Raw genomic sequence first — 18630 nt, 5'->3', positions numbered from 1 at the left:
GGCCGCACCCCCGTCCGTACCCCGGGATGCGGCCCTTCCGAGCGTGCGCGAGCCTCAGACCTTCAGAACCCTCAGACCGCGATCGCGACCTCGGAGAGGCCACCGGTCTGCGCGACGACCGTACGGTCCGCCGAGCCGCCGGGAACGAGGGCGCGCACCGTCCACGTGCCCTCGGCAGCGTAGAAGCGGAACTGTCCGGTCGCCGAGGTCGGGACCTCCGCGGTGAACTCGCCGGTCGAGTCCAGCAGGCGTACGTAACCGGTGACGGGCTCGCCGTCGCGGGTCACCGAGCCCTGGATGGTGGTCTCACCGGGCTTGATCGTCGAAGCGTCGGGGCCGCCGGCCTGTGCTCCACACATATTGTTCAGTCCTCCGGGTCGGGGCGTGATTACTTGTTGGCGCCGAGCTCGATCGGCACGCCGACGAGCGAGCCGTACTCGGTCCACGAACCGTCGTAGTTCTTGACGTTGTCGACACCGAGCAGCTCGTGCAGGACGAACCAGGTGAGCGCGGAGCGCTCACCGATGCGGCAGTAGGCGATGGTGTCCTTCGCCAGGTCGACCTGCTCCTGCGCGTACAGCTCCTTCAGCTCGTCGTCGGACTTGAAGGTGCCGTCGTCGTTGGCGTTCTTCGACCACGGGATGTTGCGCGCGGACGGGATGTGGCCCGGACGCTGCGACTGCTCCTGCGGCAGGTGCGCCGGGGCGAGCAGCTTGCCGCTGAACTCGTCGGGCGACCGGACGTCGACCAGGTTCTGCGTGCCGATCGCGGCGACCGCGTCGTCACGGAAGGCGCGGATCGAGGTGTCCTGGGCCTTCGCCTTGTACGCGGTGGTGGCGCGCGTCGGGACGGCCTCGACCAGGTCCCGGGAGTCCAGCTCCCACTTCTTGCGGCCACCGTCGAGGAGCTTGACGGAGTCGTGGCCGTAGAGCTTGAAGTACCAGTAGGCGTAGGACGCGAACCAGTTGTTGTTGCCGCCGTAGAGGATGACGGTGTCGTCGTTGGCGATGCCCTTGGCCGACAGGAGCTTCTCGAAGCCCTCCTGGTCGACGAAGTCACGGCGGACCGGGTCCTGGAGGTCGCTCTTCCAGTCGATCCTGACGGCGTTCGTGATGTGGTTCTTCTCGTACGCCGAGGTGTCCTCGTCGACCTCGACGATGACAACCTTCGGGTCGTCGATGTGGGCCTCGACCCAGTCGGCGTCGACCAGAACGTCGCTGCGGCTCATGCTTTTCTCCTCCGGGCAGTGTGCGGCGGGCAGTGTGCTGCGAGGTGATGCGAGGGGGCCGGCTCGACCGCGCTGACCGCGCGGGTGGCCCTGAGAGCGCTCGAAGGGCCCGGAAGCCGGGATCGGCGGAGTACGGAACGTGAACGTCCCGTCCCGCTCAGGCAGTGCGACAGAGCATGGCGGCGACGCGGCACAGGTCTACTGCCCGCCGCTTCGTGAGGTCCGCCTGTCCCCGCTGAGGGAGACCGCCGATAAAGCACTGCATGGGTCCGATCGTAGGGACGACCGGGCACTCATGTCACCGGTGTGTCACATGGCAAGACACGATCATCCACGATGTGGGACCGGACGGCGGTACGCGGAGTCCGGCCGGGCGCGGCGGCGCGCCGCGGGCCCGCCCCCGGCCGGATGCGGTCCCGGGAGCGGACACGGCCGTCTCAGCATCCGGCCACCGTCCCGTACGGGACGGCATCAGTGCCCGTACGGGACGGCATCAGTGCCCGTACGGGTCAACCGGTCAGCCCGTCAACCGGTCAACTCGTCAACCCCTCAGGCCCGTCAACCCGTCAGCCGGTCAGCCGGTCAGCCGGTGAGGGAGACGTCCGTACCCGTACCGGAGAAGCTCAGGCCCGTCTCCGTCGCCGTGACCTTGTCGAGCTTGATGGTCGACGGCAGCCCGCCGATCTTCAGGTCGTAGTCGGCCACGGCCCGCATCCGCTCCTCCGCGCCCGGCACGAACAGCTCGGGCAGGGTCGCCGCCTTCAGCCTGACCGTGTCGCCGTTGACCAGCGAGACCGTGCTGTACGCCGTGAGGGTCTTGCCGTCCAGCAGCGACTTGAACGGGCCCACGTCGATGCCCGCGCCGGCCAGCACCTCGCCCATCGGGCCCGAGAGCTTGACCTGCCCCTTGGCGGCGCGCTCGGCGCCCGCGTAACCGACTTCGGCGCCCTTGGGGGCCGAGCCCGTCAGATCCGCGTACGAGATCTGCGCGGAGCCGGTGGCGGTCGCGGCGGTCGCGGTCGAGAAGCTGCTGTCGAACTTCACGTCCTTCAGCTCCGCCCTGACCTCGGTCACCCGCACCGCCTGGCCGTCGGCGCTGGCGGTGACCCCGTCGAGGCTGACCTCGACGTCGTCCAGGGAGGTGTTCACCACCTGGGTCAGGAAGGGGAACCCGTTGATGGAGACCTTCGGGTCGGAGCCGGTCCCCTGGCTCGACCGGATCTTGCTCGCCACCTGGTCCTCGGCGAAGTGGACCGCGACCCGATCGGCGGCGACGAACAGCCCGCCGAAGACCACGACGAGTATCAGCAGTGTCCGCAGTGCGCGCATCGTTCGGTGTCCCCCACCCTGGTCATGACCGGTTCTTGTGGTCCGGTTCGTTCCCCGGCCGTCCCCTGGTCGGGTCCGCGCCGGTCGAGCTGTCGGTGCCGCCGGGCCGCCCGCAGGACCACCCGCCGGACCATCCGGCCGCCGGACTGATCGACGTACGGCGAAGACGTACGGTTCCCGGCGAACGGTTCCCCGGGGTGCCCCGGTGCTCCTCGCGTACGGGTTCCCGCCCCTGTCCGCCGTACGCCCCGGCCGCGCTCCGCGTCAGGACAGCGCGCGGCCCAGCAGGTAGACGGCGGGCGCGGCGGCCGTGAGGGGCAGCGCCACCCCGGCCGTCATGTGCACGAACTTCGACGGGTAGTCGTAGCTCGCCGCACGCAGCCCCACCAGCGCGCAGACGCCCGCACCGAGCCCCAGCAGCGCGCCCTCGGCGCCGCCCAGGTCCGTCATGCCGCCCGCCACGATCCCGCCGCCCGCGCCGGCCAGCAGGGCCACCACGAGCGAGACGAACCCCGGCAGCGGCAGCGCGCGGGCCACGGTCGCCGCGGCGACCGCCACGCCGCCCACGGCCACCGCGTCCGGCACGGCCGCGAGATGGCCGGCGGCGAGGATGGCGAGCGCGGCGGAGACGACGGTGGCCATCAGGCCCGTCATCCGCTCGTCGGCGCCCGCTCGGCTGCGCAGTTGCAGGACGAGGACGAACAGCACCCACACACCGAGGGTGCCGATGATCGCGGCGGGACCGTTCGACCGGCCCGCGGCGAGCACGGCGATGTCCGCGACGACCCCGCCGAGGAAGGCGAGGGCGATGCCCTGCCGGGCCGGCCACATGCCGTTCAGCCGGAACCAGCCGGCCGCCGTGACGGCCTGGAGCAGCACGAGCGGGACGAGCAGCGCGTACGGGCCGACGGCCGCGCCCCCGGCGAGCAGCAGCGCCAGCACCGCCGTCAGCCCGGCCGGCTGGACACCCGGCGGGATGATCGGCGACCGGCCCTCGGCGCGGGCGCGCTGGGCGTCGGTGACGCGGGCGTTGCCGAGGGTGGTGGGCGCGCTGTAGCCGGCCGCGCCGGGGGCGCCGGGCTCCGGCGGGGGCTGGGGGGCGTGCGGGGGCGCCTGCGCGGGCGTGGGGGACGGTGCGGGCGCCGGGGCGGGCGCAGCCTGCTGCGGGGCCGTGTAGGCGCTCTGGGGCGGCAGGTACGCGGTGTCGGCGGCGGCCTGCTGCTGATACGGCTGGGCCTGGGCGGGCCCGTACGGCGCCTGCCCGTGGGGCTGGACGTGGGGCTGGACGTGGGGCTGGTACTGGGTGTCCCAGGTCTGCCCCTCCCACGTCTGGGCGGCGCCCCCGCCCGGCTGCCCCGAGGCCACCGGCTCGGGCTCGGCCCACGCCTGCGCCGGGGGCTGAGGGGGCTGGGGAGGCTGCGGAACGTGCGGCGCCTGCCCCTGCCGCCCGTACGGGTCCGGCCGCCCGTACGCGTCCTGCTGCCCGTGACCGTCCTGGTGCCCGTACGGGTTCTGCTGCCCGTACGGGTTCTGCTGATCGTCGCTCATGTTGTGCGGTTCACCCTCCTGCGAACGGCGGGAGCACCTCGACCGTGCCGCCCTCGGCAAGGCGTACGGTCTCATGCCCACGGGTGCCCACGGGGTTACCGTCGACAATGAAGGAACACCTCTGGAGTACCCGGTTCAGTTCGCCGGGGTGCCTGACCCGCGCGCCGTCGAGCGCCTCGGCCAGACTGTCCGCCGCGTACGGCTCCTCCGCGAGGCCCGCGGCCGCTTTGGCCGCGGCCCAGTAGCGGATCGTACCGACCGCCATGAAGGTGACCCCTTTCGTCTTCCGGTCGTCTTCCGTCTTCCGGTCGTCTTCCGGTCGTCTTCCGTCTTCGGGTTTTGGTCCTTACCGTCTTTCGTCGGATCCCATGATGGACGGCTCGGCCACGCCTCTGTGCGCCCCCTGTGCGATCCGCCCGTTCGGGCCCATCTGGTCTACCGTCCAAATCCCGCGTGAAACCCCCCGTACACAGGCAGTACACCGCCTTTTCGTGCACGTCCCGGGCCCGCGTCAGAGGTCTCGTGAACCCGAGTCGTCGCATGATCTGCGAGATTGCCCCTCTGACACGGAACGAATGTGGGTTATTCTGCTCCGAAGAGGATCCGGGCAAAGCAGCCCCCGGGTCCTTTTGTGTTTTCCGACCGTTGTTACAGCCAGATGTCACAGACGGAAGACACGGACATCCGGGCCGCGCCCCCGGGGACGAGGGGCAGCGCGGACCGTACGGCAGTACAAAAGCAGTAGGCAGTAGGCAGTGCCGCATACGTCCTCGCAGGGACCGAGGAGGAACCGACGTAATGGGCAAACGAACCGTGAACGACAACAGTCCGGGCAACTGTCCTGACATGAGTCCGGCCGAAGCAGGTGAGCGGCGATGAGTTCTCTGCTGCTCCTGACCAACGCCCTCCAGCCCTCGACGGAGGTGCTGCCGGCGCTCGGATTGTTGCTCCACAACGTGCGGGTGGCTCCCGCCGAGGGACCTGCCCTCGTCGACACCCCCGGTGCCGATGTGATCCTCATCGACGGCCGCCGTGACCTCCCACAGGTGCGGTCGCTCTGCCAGCTCTTGCGCTCCACCGGGCCCGGCTGCCCGCTGATCCTCGTCGTGACGGAGGGCGGTCTCGCCGCCGTCACCGCCGACTGGGGCATCGACGACGTCCTGCTCGACACGGCGGGACCGGCCGAGGTCGAGGCCCGGCTGCGGCTCGCGATGGGCCGGCAGCAGATCCAGACCGACGACTCCCCCATGGAGATCCGCAACGGCGACCTGTCGGTCGACGAGGCGACGTACAGCGCGAAGCTCAAGGGCCGGGTCCTGGACCTGACCTTCAAGGAGTTCGAGCTGCTCAAGTACCTCGCGCAGCACCCGGGCCGGGTCTTCACCCGCGCCCAGCTCCTCCAGGAGGTCTGGGGGTACGACTACTTCGGCGGTACGCGGACGGTCGACGTGCACGTACGGCGCCTGCGCGCCAAGCTCGGCCCGGAGCACGAGTCGCTCATCGGGACCGTACGGAACGTGGGCTACCGCTTCGTCACCCCGGAGAAGGCCGAGCGCGGCTCCGAGGAGGCCCGGGCCAAGGCCACGGGCGGAAACGGATCTGCGAACGGATCTGCGAACGGATCCGGTGGACCCGTCGGACCCGTCGGATCCGTCGGCCCCGTCGGATCCCGTACGGAGGACGGCGCCGAGCCCCGTCACGAGAAGGCGGAGGCGCCCGGCGACGACGCCGGGACGGCCGCCGGACCGGACGCCGGGCAGGATGTGGTCCAAGAAGCCTCCGTAAGGCCTGCCCAGCGGTAGGTCACCACGCGTAGACTGCCGCGCGTGGCCAAGGTGACGCGGGACGATGTGGCGCGACTGGCGGGGACTTCCACCGCCGTCGTCAGCTATGTCATCAACAACGGACCCCGGCCGGTCGCCCCGGCCACGCGCGAGCGGGTGGTCAACGCCATCAAGGAGCTGGGCTACCGGCCCGACCGGGTCGCCCAGGCGATGGCCTCGCGGCGGACCGACCTCATAGGGATGGTCGTGCCCGACGCCAGGCAGCCCTTCTTCGCGGAGATGGCGCACGCGGTGGAACAGGCGGCGGCCGAGCGCGGGAAAATGGTGCTGGTCGGCAACTCGGACTACCGCGACGAACGCGAGGTCCACTACCTGCGGGCCTTCCTCGGCATGCGGGTCTCGGGGCTGATCCTGGTCAGCCAGGGCCCGAGCGAGCGCGCCGCCGCGGAGATAGACGCGTGGGACGCCCGGGTCGTCCTGCTGCACGAGCGCCCGGAGGGCATCGACGACGTCGCGGTCGTCACGGACGACATCGGCGGCGCGCAGCTCGCCACCCGCCACCTCCTGGAGCACGGCCATCCGTACGTCGCCTGCCTCGGCGGCGTCGAGTCGACCCCGTCGGTCGGCGACCCGGTGGCCGACCACGTGGAGGGCTGGCGCCGGGCGATGCTGGAGGCCGGACACCCGGTGGAGGGGCGGCTCTTCCAGGCCCCGTACAACCGCTACGACGCCTACCTGGTCGCCCTGGAACTTCTGGCGGGCCCGGACAGGCCCCCGGCGATCTTCTGCTCCACCGACGACCAGGCGATCGGCGTCCTGCGCGCGGCCCGCGAACTGCGCCTCGACGTCCCGGGCGAGCTGGCGGTGGCCGGCTTCGACGACGTCAAGGAGGCGGGCCTGACGGACCCGCCCCTGACGACGGTCTCCTCCGACCGGCCCGCGATGGCCCGCGCGGCGGTGGACCTGGTGCTGGACGACGGCCTGCGCGTGGCGGGCTCACGGCGCGAGCGGGTGAAGCAGTTCCCGTCGGCACTGATCGTGCGGCGCTCCTGCGGCTGCGCGTAGGCCGTAGGCCTGTCCGGCCTGCCCATGGCCCCTCCGGCCCGGTGGCGGACCGTGGTGGAATGAGATCGGGCGGTGGCCCCGATTACGGCGGGGCCACCGCCCTTTTCCCTGGCGGGCTATTCCCTGGCGGGCTTATCCCTGGCGGGCGGCTCGGTTCAGCCGGCGCAGAGGGTCAGGTTGACCGTATCGCCGTTGGTGACGGTCGCCGGGCTGTGCGGGTCGACGCCGATGACCGAGCCCGGCTTGCAGTTGGGCACCTTCGCCTTGCTGACCGTGCCGAGCTTCAACTGGGCCTTCTGGAGCGCGGCCTTGGCGTTGTCCGGGTGCGCGCCCGCCAGTTCGATCCTGATCCCTTCGTACAGCAGAGTCGCGGCGTCCGCGTCCGCCGTGGTGGTCACGGCGGCGGACGCGGGGGCGTCGGAACCGCCGCCGGCCACGGTGGCCAGCGCGGTGCCGCCGCCCGCCACGGCGATGGCGGCGACAACGGCGGCGATGAGGCCGACGCGCTTACGGCCGACGCGGCGCTGGATGCCGGCGGCGTCGAAGTGCGGGGCGGGAGAGGTGTTCGCGAAGTCGTTCAAGGCGGTTACCAGTTCCTGTTCGAAGTGGGTGTCACCGCTGCGGCCGTCCGAGGGCGGCGGTACGTAGCCGGTCATCGGGTTCCTTTCCGGGGCAGCGGTGACGAAGGTTCGGAGAGTGCGGGAATCTGGGCCCGGAGCCTGTCGAGGCCACGGGCGAGCTGGGACCGTACGGTGCTCGGTGAGATCCGCAGGTCCTCGGCTATCTCGGCATCCGAAAGGTCGTGGAAGTAACGCAGCACCACGACGGTGCGCATGCCGATCGGCAGCCCTTGCAGCGCGCGGACCAACTGGTCCCGGCTGTCGACCCGCCCGTACTCGTCCCCCGGGGCGGCCCGGTCGTCACCGGGATCCCCCTGGGGCACGACACGACGGAACCGCCGCCACCTGTCGTTGGCCAGATTCACCATGATCCGCCGCACATAGGCGTCCGGAGCATCCTTGGCGGCGATGGTGCGCCAGCGGCGGCAGGCCCGTTCCAGAGTCTCCTGGACCAGGTCCTCGGCGGCCTCTCGGCTACCGGTCAGGACCAGGGCCCCCCGGAACAGCGCGCCCGAGCGGGCGGCGACGAAGGCGTGAAACCCCGCCCCCGGATCCGTATCCGCCCACGCCGCGTCGGACCGGTCGGCCCGACCGGTGAGGCCGGGCCGCCCCGTCAGTCCGGTCCGACCGGGCCGGCCCCCTTCGGAGAACAGCGAACTCCATTTGGTCACCAGATCCACGCCGCTCCTTCCTTCCTGTCCCCCTCTCGACGGCGGAGCGGCCGCATCTGCTGCACCACCCCATGGAGACCTGGGTCACACGGGCGGGGAGGGGGCGGGACGGAAGGAAAGGGAGGTCCAGGTTCAGATGCCGGCCTTGGCCATCACCGGTGACCTCGACGGGGCGCGCGTGGAGGGAGCGGGCGGTCGTACGTGCCCTCCTCGATGCTCGGCCCGGTCATCATCCGATCCGCATCTCGTAGCGCAGCCGCTGCCGGTGGGCGGGCATGGTCATCGCGTCGGCCTGGATGGGCCGGTCCTCGCCGTCGAAGGTCACGCGGACCAGCCGGAGCACCGGCTCGCCCCGCTCGATGCGCAGGGCTTCGCACTCCCGGGCGTCGGGCATCCGGGCGGACACGTCCTCCCGGACGCGTACGCCGACGTACCCCAGCTCCGCGAGCAGGGTGACGGCCCCGCCGGGGATCTTCGCCGTCCCGGCGAGGCGCGTGCCGCGCGCGATCGACGCGGGGTAGTACGTGTCCGTCAGCTCACAGGGCCCGTCCTCCAGGAACATCACGCGCCTGCGCACCACCACCGCCTCGCCCGGGACGACACCCAGCAACTCCGCCGCCTCCTCCGACGCCGCCACCTCCCCCGCGCCGACGATCCGCTGGCCGCCCCGCCGCCCGCGCGCCGCCAGCTCCGCTCCCCACGCGTCGGGGTGCCCCTCGCGCTGCGGGGTCAGATACGGCATCGAGGTGCTGACCCACTTGTCGACGCTCACGACGTCCTCCTGTGCTGGTGCCTGCTGATGCCCGGGATCCGGCCCGCCGCTGGAGACGGTAGGCGAGTCGCTTCCGCTGCTCTCGGCTCATACCCCGGACTCCGCGGTGGCGCTTCCGCCGGGCCCTCACCGCCGGGCCTTTATATCGGGCATACACGGTTTTGTTGCCCTTCTCAGCGCCTCCTCAGCCTGTTCTCATGTACGGCGCCCACAGTCGTTGTCATGACCGACAACTACCGCGGCAGCGGCGACGCAGACAGCACGCAGCAGCACCCCACCCAGGGGTTCCAGGGCCCGGCGTACCCGCCGCCGCCCCCGTACGGTCCGGGGTTCTCGGCCGCTCCCGCGGGCAACGCGGCGGGCGTGCCCTCGCATGCGCACGGTTCCGCGGGGAGTACGCGGCGGGCCAAGCGGCCCGTCGCGCTGCTGGCCGCCGTCGCGCTGGCCGCGGCGGTTGTCGGGGGCGGGTCGGCCGCGCTGGTCGGCGCGTACACGGGGAACAACGGCGGCGTCGGCAGCGGCGACACCGCCATCCACGGGACGACCGTCTCGCAGAGCAGCGCGGGCACCGTCGCGGGCGTCGCGCAGTCCGCGTCGCCGACGATCGTCGAGATCAACGCGACCTCGAACAGCGGTGAGGCCACCGGCTCCGGCGTGGTCATCACGTCCGACGGCGAGATCGTCACCAACAACCACGTCGTCTCCGGGGCCTCGTCCGTGAAGGTCCAGCTCAGCACCGGCAAGACGTACTCCGCCCGGATCGTCGGCACCGACCCCGACAAGGACCTCGCACTGATCAAGCTGGAGGGGGCGAGCGGTCTGAAGACGGCCTCGCTCGGCGACTCCAGCCAGGTCAAGGTCGGCGACCAGGTCGTGGCGATCGGCTCCCCCGAGGGCCTGACCGGCACGGTCACCAGCGGGATCATCTCGGCCCTGGACCGCGATGTCACCGTCGCCAAGGACCAGGACCAGGGCCAGGGCCAGGGCCAGGGCCAGGGCCAGGGCCAGCAGCAGGGCGGCGGAAACTGGCCGTTCGAGTTCGGCGGCCAGCAGTTCAACGGCGACACCGGCACCTCGAAGACCACGTACAAGGCGCTCCAGACCGACGCCTCGCTCAACCCGGGCAACTCCGGCGGCGCCCTGATCAACATGAACGGGGAGATCATCGGCATCAACTCCGCCATGTACGCGCCGAGTTCGTCGTCCGCCTCCAGCGACACCAGCGCCGGCAGCGTCGGCCTCGGCTTCGCCATCCCGATCAACACCGTCAAGGCGGACCTCTCGGCCCTGCGCTCCGGCGGTACGAGCTGATCCACGCACCACAACACCTCAGGAGAGAGCCGTGAACGGCACCGACGCACCCCTCACCCGTCCGGCGGGACCGAGCGATCTGGCGCTTCCGCTCGCCCTCGTCCATGATCTTGTCCAGGCCGCGGCGCCCACGCGCCGCGCGGACGAGGTCCGTACCGCCGCCTCCGAGCGGCGCGGAGCGGGCCGCCGCCGTACGGCCGCCGTGCGAGGCTGAAAGCACGCAGTACCGCTGTCCGAGACCGACGATGACGACCGACGCCCGACGACTGACGACTGACGAGGTAGAAGCCACATGAGTCCCGCCGAAGGCGATCGCGGTCCGCAGCGCATCCTGATCGTCGACGACGAGCCCGCCGTACGGGAGGCCCTGCAGCGGAGCCTCGCCTTCGACGGGTACGGGACCGAGGTCGCCGTCGACGGGGTCGACGCCCTCGCCAGGGCGGCCGCCTACGCGCCTGACCTGATCGTCCTCGACATCCAGATGCCGCGCATGGACGGCCTGACCGCCGCCCGCCGGCTGCGCGCGGGCGGCTCGAAGGTGCCGATCCTGATGCTGACCGCCCGCGACACGGTCGGCGACCGCGTCACCGGTCTGGACGCGGGCGCGGACGACTACCTGGTCAAGCCGTTCGAGCTGGACGAGCTGTTCGCCCGGATCCGCGCGCTGCTGCGGCGCAGTTCGTACGGGGCGGCCTCCGGTGAGGCGCCCGACGACGACGTGCTGTCCTTCGCCGATCTGCGGATGGACCTGACGACGCGCGAGGTCATGCGCGGCAGCCGCCGCGTCGAGCTGACCCGTACCGAGTTCACGCTGCTGGAGATGTTCCTCGCGCACCCGCGCCAGGTACTGACCCGCGAGCAGATCCTCAAGGCGGTGTGGGGCTTCGACTTCGAGCCCAGCTCCAACTCGCTCGACGTGTACGTGATGTATCTGCGCCGCAAGACCGAGAGCGGCGGCGAACCCCGGCTGGTGCACACGGTGCGGGGGGTGGGGTACGCGCTGCGCTCCGACGCGGGCGGCGGCCCGGCCGGAGGCATCGCCCCCGCCGGCGGCTTCGGTACGAGCTTCGTCGGCCACGTCGCCGACGGCGGCGACGGCGGCGACGGGCGGAACGGCGAAGGACGGCTCGGCGGCGCACGGCACGGCAACGGCCGGCGCGGCGACGGGCTCGGCGCGTACGGAAACCACCACCGTTACGGATACCGCGACGGCGGCCCGGCGTGACCGGTCCCGTCCAGCGGCTCCGTACGCTCCCGCTGCGCTCCCGCCTCGCCCTGCTGGTCGCCTCGGCCGTCGCGCTCGCCGTCGCCGCCGTCGCCGTCGCCTGCTGGCTGCTGACCCGTACCCAGCTCCCGAGCGAGCTGGACTCGTCGCTCGAAAACTCCTCCGCGCCGCGCAGCACGGTGCAGGGCGCGCTCGCCGCCTGCAACGCGGGCACCAACCCCGAGACCAGCGCCGCCGAGGGCTTCGTCTACGTCCAGGTGATCCTGCCCAACGGGCAGCGCTGCGTCTCCCCGGGCTCCGAGCCCGTGACGGTCCAGCAGGACGACGTCGACGTCGCGAACGGCACCCTCCACAGCGCGCTGCACGACAGCGTGACCGAGGACGGCGCCAAGGTCCGCGTCTTCACCCGGCGCGCCTCCTACGACGGCAGCCCGCCGGTCGCCGTCTCCCTCTCGCGGCCCCTCGCCGAGATCGACGCCTCCCTCAACGAACTCGCCCTGCTCCTCGCGCTCGTCGCCGGTGTCGGGGTGATCGGCGCGGGCCTCGCGGGCCTCTGGGTCGCCAGGTCGGGGCTGCGGCCGGTCGACGGGCTGACCCGGACGGTCGAGCACGTCGCACGCACGGAGGACCTCACCGTCCGGATCCCCGTCGAGGGCGAGGACGAGATCGCCCGGCTGTCGCGCTCCTTCAACTCCATGACCGCGGCCCTCGCCTCCTCCCGGGACCGGCAGTCGCAGCTCATCGCGGACGCCGGACACGAGCTGCGGACACCGCTCACCTCGCTCCGTACCAACGTCGAGCTGCTCGCGCGCAGCGAGGAGACCGGCCGGGCCATCCCGCCGGCCGACCGCAGGGCCCTCATGGCGTCCGTCAAGGCGCAGATGACCGAGCTGGCCTCGCTCATCGGGGACCTCCAGGAGCTGTCGCGGCCGGACGCGGCCGGTCCCGGGCCCCTTGAGGTCGTCGCCCTCCACGAGATCATGGGCAGCGCGCTGGAACGGGCGCGGCTGCGCGGCCCCGATCTGACGATCGCCGCCGAGCTGCGGCCCTGGTACGTACGGGCCGAGCCGGCCAGCCTGGAGCGCGCGCTGGTCAACGTGCTCGACAACGCGGTGAAGTTCAGCCCGTCCGGCGGCTCGATCGAGATCGCGCTGAGCGGCGGTCCCGGCGGGAACGGCGAGCTGACCGTACGCGACCACGGCCCCGGCATCCCCGCCGAGGAGCTGCCGCACGTCTTCGAACGCTTCTGGCGCTCCCCGTCGGCGCGCGCACTGCCCGGCTCGGGGCTCGGTCTCTCGATCGTGGCCCGTACGGTCCAGCAGGCGGGCGGCGACATCGCGCTGCGCCAGGCGGCGGGCGGCGGGACGGTCGCGTCGATCCGCATCCCGGGCGCGCCGACACCACCACCGGAGGACCTGGACGGCCTGGACGGCGCGCACCGGGCGTGAGCCACCGGGCGGGGCTCCACCAGGCGTCCGCCGGGCGGGACGCCCCGTCGTGCCGCCCCCGCCCCCTTGTTACGTCGCCCCGCCCAGCCGTACCGCCGACCCCACCAGCCGCGCCCTGATCCCCTCCGGCTCCACGGTGATGTGCTGCAACCGCAGGTCACCAGGGGTCTTCGGCAGCTTGAAGGAGAGCGAGAGCCGGTCGGACAGCTCCGGCGGGCGGAGGTTGAGCAGCGCGTCGACCAGCGCCGGATCGATCCCGGCCCGCTTCAGCAGCCCGGGGTTGCCGGCGACGACGTCGACCAGGTTGAGCCGCATGAGCTCCTGGACGAAGCGGGGCCGCCCGGTGAACCGGCTCAGCGCCTCCTCGCTGCGCAGCGCCCGGTCCACGTCCGCCTGCTCCACCCCGAGCGCCTTCACGACGGCGGGCACCTCCAGCAGTTCGCGGGCGCGGTTCTTCTCCTTCGCGATCAGCCCGGCGGCCTCGGGCGCCAGCCGCAGCCCGGAGTGGGCGCGGTCCTTGCCCGGCCGGTACGTGGCCACGCCGGGGATGTCGAGCCGCATGCCGTCCACGGTGGTGGACACCGCCTTGCCGCCGTCGTTCCTGATGTGCGCGTCGGCCCGTACCCGCAGGTCGTAGCCGGCCACGGGCAGCGATCCCGCCAGTCGTACGGAGCCCGCGCCGTTGTCGGTGAACGTGACCTGGGAGGCGCCCAGCTCGCGGTTGAGGTCGTCGAAGCTGAGCAGGACGTCGCCGTCCATCCGGCTGACGACCGCGCCCTTGACGGCGGTGGGCAGATCGCCGACGACCCGGATGTCGCTGGCGCTGGCCCGTACCTCGGCCAGCGAGACCCGGTCGGCGGCGACGTGGGGAACGGTGACGTCGACGCGGTCGAGCCGCTTGCCGACGACCTGGGTGAGGAACGGGAAGCCGTGGATGTCGACGGCCGGAGGGGTCGCCAGGCCGAGCGAATCCTGAAGCTTCTCCTCGGCCTTGTCCTGCGCGTAGAGCAGGGCGGCACGGTCCGCGAGCAGCAGGAACGCCGTACAGGCGACGAGCGTGACGCTGAGTTTCAGCGCGGCGGAGAGGGAACCGAGGCGGCGGCCCCAGGCTCCTCTCCGCCCGCTCCGCCCGCTCCGCCCGCTGCTCTTCCCGCGCTTCCCGCCCCTCCTGTGGTCGGGCGGGGTCCAGTCGTCGTCGTCACGGTCGGACGTCAGACCGAGAGCCTGCGGATCACGCGGTTCATGGACGAACTCGGTCTCAGGTGTGGCGAGTTGAGCCAGTTCGTCGTACGGGTTCGGCGCGGTGCGCGGTGTGGGGGCGGGGCCGGTGCGCGGTTCGGGGGCGGACAGGTGCTCGGGTATGCGGGTGGGGGGTCGCATCGACTCATCCCAACACGCCCCGCCGGTCGAGCACACCCGTTCCGTCGGAGATATCAGGGCTTACACCCCGGATCGTCCGGCTATTCATGTGGGGGATCTCGCGATTCCGGCCCCCACACGCCCCCTGCCGCACCCCGCCCCCGCCGGCCCTCTCCGCTCAGCCGTTGTGCCGTATCAGCGACTCCACCAGTCCGGTCCGGGTGGCCGGGAAGTCCAGCGGTACGATCCCGAGCCCGCGCCAGCCGCTCGCCTCCGACCCGTCCAGGAAGCCGTGCACCTGCGGGTTGAGCCGGTCGGAGTTCCACCGGGGCGGCAACAGGGCCGCCGTGCTGACGTAGTTGACGAACAGCTTGCCCGGCTGCGTCGCGGCCTTCCGGAACTGGGCCTCGATCTTGGGGTACTTGGCGCCCGGCTCCGCCTGGTAGTCGTCCTGGATGTCGAAGAGCCCACCGTCCCCGTACCGCAGGCCGGGCAGTCCACCGTTGTCCCCGAGCAGGACGACCCGCCCGCGCGCCGCGCCGAGCGTGGGCAGCCCGCCGTCGAGCCGGAAGAGGGAGCGCCAGCCCTTGCCGTCGAGATACGTGTCGAAGATCCGCCGGAACTCGGCGTCGCTCTCGCTGGAGTACTCCTGCTTGACCCGCATGAGGACGGTCTCGGAGGGGTTGGCCCGCAGGAAGTCGCGGCAGGCGTTGAGGACGTCGTCGAAGTTCAGGTTCTGGTAGTACGCGGCGTGGTGGATGGTGAACGCCCCCTCGAACAGCCGGCAGCGGATGTCCAGGAAGCGGACGCCGCTGGTCAACTGGTCGGCTATGGAGGTGTTCTGGCAGGCCACGTAGAGCCCGCCGGAGCGGGCGCCGGAGTTGTGCGTACCAGGGATGGTCAGGCGCTGCACCGGGGTGGAGTCGGCGAAGCCGCCCATCCAGTCGTGGGTGGCGAGGACGCGTGGGGAGGTGTTCGCACCGGCCGTCGCGGCGAAGGCGGTTCCGCCGACGGCGCCCGCGCCCACCAGGGCGGTGGTGGATACGGCGAGGGCGCCGGCGAGAAAGCCGCGGCGGGTACCGGGGGATGCGCTCATGTGGGGGTGCCTCCGTCGTCCGTAAAGGGCAAGGGGAAGAAAACAGCCCTCGGATTATGACGGGTACACGTCACCAAAGGAACAGGTCGCCGGAGGATGAGGTCACCAGGGGGAGATCACCAGGGGTGGGTGAGATCACCGGGGCACGAAGCCACCGGGGCCCGCCCGGCAGGTCACCGCCCCCGCCTACCGTTCCTCTTCCTCATGGCGGTGCCCACTGCCCGAACAGTCGTGCCCCGTCGCGGCCCGTTGCACCGGCGCCGGCCCCTGCATCACCTCCACCGCGGAGTCCTCCGCCTCCCGCTCGTGACGGTCGCCCTTGCTGCTCATCGTCAGCCCGTCCCCGGTCGGCGTTCCCTCGACGGGGCCGCTGCGCTGCTGGAGGACGTGCTTCAGCTCATGGGCCAGCGTCATGTTGTCGAAGCCGCCCTTCCCGCGCACGATGTGCTCCCCGGAGGTGTACGCGTGCGCCCCGATCTCCGCCGCCGAACGCTGCGCCACGACGTCGTCGTGCAGACGTACGGTCGAGAAGTCCGCGCCCTCGTGCCGCGCCTCCATCTCGTGGCGGAGCGGGTCGGGGATCGGCTGTCCCGACTTCCCCAGAACGTCGTGCACGAGCGAAGGGCCCTGCATCTCGTCCTCGTACGAGGACGGGCTCACCCGTCGCTGCACGGCCGCGGCGGACGGGGCTCCCGCGCCTGCCGCCGCCTCGTGGCCGCACGCCGGACCGTGCTCGTGCCGCTCGTTCGCCAGCAACTGGACGACCGCGGCATTGCCCATGGAACGCTGCAACACCATCATCGACGCCGGACTCCGGCCGCCGTCCGCTCCCGCGCCGTGCGCCGTGTGGGGCGCCATGAGGGGAGACTCGGCCGACCGCGCGAGCGGGACCGACTGCCGCCCCGCGACACCGCCCGGCTGGGCACCCTTGTTCAACTTCTCTTCGTGGCCGTGCAAGGGACCGTCTCCTTCACAGAACGCCGGGCAAGAGCTGACCTGCTATCAAACCCCGGGAGAGCCGACGGGCTGAAGGGCCCCGAGGACACCGCTGGAGGCACGCTTCCTGCCCTCGCACCACCCGCCTCACACACTTCCGGCACCCCGCCTCGGCCGTCGCCGCCCTCGGCCGTCGCCCTTGCCATCACCCGCAGCCGTCGTAACCCTCACTCGTCCTCGCCCTTGTCGATGCTCGGTGCACCCACCGCCCCGCCCGCGACCCGGGCCGCGATGGTGCCGAAGTCCTTCAGGACGCCCCAATGGGTCTTGTCCTGCGGGAAGAACGGCTTGATCGGGGACGCCTCCGGCAAGCCCGCGCTCACCAGCGCCTTGTACCGGTTGTAGACCGACGCGATGTCTTTGCGGACCTGCATCGCGCCCGACTTCTCCGGCGTGCCCTTGAGCCGGTCGTCGTTGGTCGCCGCGATGCTCGCGATGTCCATCAGGAAGCAGTCGAGGAGATCCGTGACGTCCTGCGCTTTGGCGTTCGGCTCCTTGTTCTGCACGTCCTGCATGAGCAGATTCGCCATTTCGAGGGTGACGGACTTGTACACCTCGTAGCGGGGACTGCCCGGAATCGCGCCGAGCACGTGGTCGGACTGCTTGGCGTCGTCGGAGTTCATCATCTTGGCGCCGCCACGGCTCTCCTCAAGACCCGGCACGGGGAAGGGGAGCCCCTTGAAGCCCGCCTCCTCCTCCCCGAGGTGAGGCTTGCTGTCCGCCATGGGGTGGATCGCGAATTCGTGGGCGAGCATGCCGGCGATGTAGCCGATGTCGTAGCTCTCGAAGTAGTAGGCGGCGAGGGTGACCGTGACGCCGTCCGGCCCGCGGTCCACCACGTCCGCCGGAGTCTGCGTCGTCCGCTGCTCGATGACGATGTCGCACTTGCGGTTGCCCAGAAACTTCTGGATCGACTCGTGCGACGACAGGAGCTGGAGCACGCGCGTGGCCTTCTCGCGGTACTTCTCGTTCTTCTGGTTCAGGTTGGTGAAAGCGATCTTCCCGCTCGACAGGCGCGCCCGCTGGATCGGCACCGGGGCGCGCTGCACCGTCCCCGTACCGCCCTGGCCCGCCGGTGAACGGCCGCTCGACGGCTGGGGACGGTGCTGGTCCGCCCCCAGCCTCTGCACGACGGCCATGTTGCCCGCGGAGCCCTGCCACGCCAGCATCGACGCCTGACTCGGTTCGCCCGCTCTCCCGGCGTACGCGGTGTCCGGCGACGCGGACGCCGGTACGGGCGCGACCGGCGTCGCCCGCTTCGCCGGTACCCGCTCGGCCCCCATGACCGACTTCTCTTCGAGGGCTGGCAACAGACCGTCTCCTTCAGGCTGCACGGGCACGGATCGCCGCCCAGTCAACCAGTGCCACGGCGCAGCGGCGGAGGACCCCGCGGACGCCGCCGGGGGCACAGCCGTTGCCCGGCCCGCGCCTCACCCCTCCCCCAGGAGCGCGGGTCAGTAAACAACTCCCGGAATGCCGCGCCTCGTGGTAGCTGGGGCTGTCGGGCGCTGCTGTTGAAAAGGCGTGGCTGCCCGTCAGTCGTGATGCGACAATCCGCATCTTGATTCCGCGTCCTGGAGGTCCTCATGGTCATCGCCTCGCTGCTGCCGATGACCACGCCCCGGTTGTCGCTGCGTCTGTTCACTCCCGGCGACGCCGACGACCTGTACGCCTACCAGAGCCTGCCGAGCGTGGCGCGCTACTTGTACCGGCCGGCGCACACGCGGGAGCGCAGCGAGCAGGTTGCGGCCGAGCGCGCTTCGCACTCGGTTTGGTGCGCCGACGGGGACAAGCTGGCGCTTGCTGTGTGCCGACGCGATGAGCCCGGCGTCCTTGGCGAGGTGACGCTCACACTGGCCAATGCCCGCACCGCCCAGGCCGAGATCGGCTGGACTCTCGACCCACGTCACCAGGGGCACGGCTATGCGACCGAAGCGGCCGTCGCGCTGGCCGGGTTTGCCTTCGGCAGGCTGGGCGTGCACCGGCTCTACGCACGGCTGGATGTGGAGAACACCGGGTCTGTGCGGGTCTGTGAGCGCCTCGGGATGCGTCGGGAGGCGCACCTGGTCGAAAACGACCTCGACGGGGATCGCTGGGGCAGCGAGTACATCTACGCGGCGCTGGCCGCGGACATCGGCGGTCAATCAGGCAGTTGAGCCCGACGCCGCCTCCTGTTCG

At 71.6% G+C, this 18630-nt stretch carries 18 protein-coding genes and 2 pseudogenes; 7 read left to right on the top strand and 13 right to left on the bottom strand.

Annotated elements, in window-relative coordinates; translation table 11 throughout:
* Positions 1-71: 71 nt before the first annotated feature.
* From ACFXPL_RS25680 to ACFXPL_RS25655, 6 genes are all read right to left on the bottom strand, one after another.
* Positions 72-359, bottom strand: coding sequence for a DUF1416 domain-containing protein (locus ACFXPL_RS25680; RefSeq protein ID WP_030590573.1), 288 nt, complete (start codon positions 357-359; stop codon positions 72-74).
* 29 nt (positions 360-388) lie between these two features.
* Positions 389-1228 (bottom strand): sulfurtransferase, encoded by an 840-nt coding sequence (locus ACFXPL_RS25675; protein WP_384923871.1) that lies wholly within the window; start codon positions 1226-1228, stop codon positions 389-391.
* 157 nt (positions 1229-1385) lie between these two features.
* A complete protein-coding gene (locus ACFXPL_RS25670) occupies positions 1386-1493 on the bottom strand; it encodes a putative leader peptide (protein WP_365813638.1) in 108 nt (35 codons plus the stop codon).
* 317 nt (positions 1494-1810) lie between these two features.
* Positions 1811-2557 carry a DUF2993 domain-containing protein gene (locus tag ACFXPL_RS25665; RefSeq protein ID WP_384923868.1) on the bottom strand — a complete coding sequence of 249 codons (747 nt, stop codon included), beginning with the start codon at positions 2555-2557 and terminating at the stop codon, positions 1811-1813.
* Between the two features lie 264 nt (positions 2558-2821).
* Positions 2822-4105, bottom strand: a complete 1284-nt coding sequence (locus tag ACFXPL_RS25660; RefSeq protein ID WP_384923866.1) for a hypothetical protein — start codon at positions 4103-4105, stop codon at positions 2822-2824.
* Positions 4106-4115: 10 nt separating this feature from the next.
* Positions 4116-4370 carry a MoaD/ThiS family protein gene (locus tag ACFXPL_RS25655; protein WP_384923864.1) on the bottom strand — a complete coding sequence of 85 codons (255 nt, stop codon included), beginning with the start codon at positions 4368-4370 and terminating at the stop codon, positions 4116-4118.
* 610 nt (positions 4371-4980) lie between these two features.
* Between ACFXPL_RS25655 and ACFXPL_RS25650 the strand changes: the two are divergent.
* Both ACFXPL_RS25650 and ACFXPL_RS25645 read left to right on the top strand, forming a co-directional pair.
* Positions 4981-5685: pseudogene (locus tag ACFXPL_RS25650) on the top strand (response regulator transcription factor); the annotation flags it as partial.
* A 246-nt stretch (positions 5686-5931) separates the two neighbouring features.
* Positions 5932-6954: a LacI family DNA-binding transcriptional regulator gene (locus ACFXPL_RS25645; RefSeq protein WP_384923862.1), complete on the top strand. Its 1023-nt coding sequence runs from the start codon at positions 5932-5934 to the stop codon at positions 6952-6954.
* A gap of 155 nt (positions 6955-7109) precedes the next feature.
* On the opposite strand, the gene ACFXPL_RS25640 is transcribed toward ACFXPL_RS25645, so the two are convergent.
* The 3 genes from ACFXPL_RS25640 to ACFXPL_RS25630 all read right to left on the bottom strand — a co-directional run bounded on the left by ACFXPL_RS25640 (position 7110) and on the right by ACFXPL_RS25630 (position 9017).
* Complete coding sequence (locus tag ACFXPL_RS25640; protein WP_384923860.1) at positions 7110-7610, bottom strand: PASTA domain-containing protein; 501 nt, start codon at positions 7608-7610, stop codon at positions 7110-7112.
* Positions 7607-8254, bottom strand: coding sequence for a SigE family RNA polymerase sigma factor (locus ACFXPL_RS25635; RefSeq protein WP_384923858.1), 648 nt, complete (start codon positions 8252-8254; stop codon positions 7607-7609). The genes ACFXPL_RS25640 and ACFXPL_RS25635 overlap by 4 nt, the downstream gene beginning before the upstream one ends.
* A gap of 220 nt (positions 8255-8474) precedes the next feature.
* Complete coding sequence (locus ACFXPL_RS25630) at positions 8475-9017, bottom strand: GntR family transcriptional regulator (protein ID WP_384923856.1); 543 nt, start codon at positions 9015-9017, stop codon at positions 8475-8477.
* A 222-nt stretch (positions 9018-9239) separates the two neighbouring features.
* On the opposite strand from ACFXPL_RS25630, the gene ACFXPL_RS25625 reads away from it, so the two are divergent.
* The 4 genes and pseudogenes from ACFXPL_RS25625 to ACFXPL_RS25610 all read left to right on the top strand — a co-directional run bounded on the left by ACFXPL_RS25625 (position 9240) and on the right by ACFXPL_RS25610 (position 13001).
* Positions 9240-10328 (top strand): S1C family serine protease, encoded by a 1089-nt coding sequence (locus tag ACFXPL_RS25625; protein WP_384923854.1) that lies wholly within the window; start codon positions 9240-9242, stop codon positions 10326-10328.
* 31 nt (positions 10329-10359) lie between these two features.
* Positions 10360-10542, top strand: a complete 183-nt coding sequence (locus ACFXPL_RS25620) for a hypothetical protein (RefSeq protein WP_384923852.1) — start codon at positions 10360-10362, stop codon at positions 10540-10542.
* A 78-nt stretch (positions 10543-10620) separates the two neighbouring features.
* Positions 10621-11349 (top strand): annotated as a pseudogene (locus tag ACFXPL_RS25615) (response regulator transcription factor); the annotation flags it as partial.
* Between the two features lie 200 nt (positions 11350-11549).
* Positions 11550-13001: a sensor histidine kinase gene (locus tag ACFXPL_RS25610; RefSeq protein ID WP_384923850.1), complete on the top strand. Its 1452-nt coding sequence runs from the start codon at positions 11550-11552 to the stop codon at positions 12999-13001.
* A gap of 69 nt (positions 13002-13070) precedes the next feature.
* On the opposite strand, the gene ACFXPL_RS25605 is transcribed toward ACFXPL_RS25610, so the two are convergent.
* The 4 genes from ACFXPL_RS25605 to ACFXPL_RS25590 form a co-directional block, all read right to left on the bottom strand.
* Entirely contained in the window at positions 13071-14381 is a 1311-nt protein-coding gene (locus ACFXPL_RS25605; protein WP_384923848.1) for a DUF2993 domain-containing protein, read from the bottom strand.
* A 157-nt stretch (positions 14382-14538) separates the two neighbouring features.
* Entirely contained in the window at positions 14539-15456 is a 918-nt protein-coding gene (locus ACFXPL_RS25600) for a phosphatidylinositol-specific phospholipase C (RefSeq protein WP_384923846.1), read from the bottom strand.
* 186 nt (positions 15457-15642) lie between these two features.
* Complete coding sequence (locus ACFXPL_RS25595; protein ID WP_384923844.1) at positions 15643-16413, bottom strand: DUF4157 domain-containing protein; 771 nt, start codon at positions 16411-16413, stop codon at positions 15643-15645.
* A 206-nt stretch (positions 16414-16619) separates the two neighbouring features.
* Positions 16620-17762, bottom strand: a complete 1143-nt coding sequence (locus tag ACFXPL_RS25590; protein ID WP_384923842.1) for a hypothetical protein — start codon at positions 17760-17762, stop codon at positions 16620-16622.
* A 276-nt stretch (positions 17763-18038) separates the two neighbouring features.
* Between ACFXPL_RS25590 and ACFXPL_RS25585 the strand changes: the two genes are divergently transcribed.
* Positions 18039-18608, top strand: coding sequence for a GNAT family N-acetyltransferase (locus ACFXPL_RS25585; RefSeq protein ID WP_384923840.1), 570 nt, complete (start codon positions 18039-18041; stop codon positions 18606-18608).
* Positions 18609-18630 lie beyond the last annotated feature (22 nt).

The organism is Streptomyces sp. NPDC059092 (assembly GCF_042756365.1).
Lineage (GTDB): Bacteria > Actinomycetota > Actinomycetes > Streptomycetales > Streptomycetaceae > Streptomyces.
Note: the sequence above shows the minus strand (reverse complement) of the source record. Positions and strands in the feature narration are given on the sequence as shown.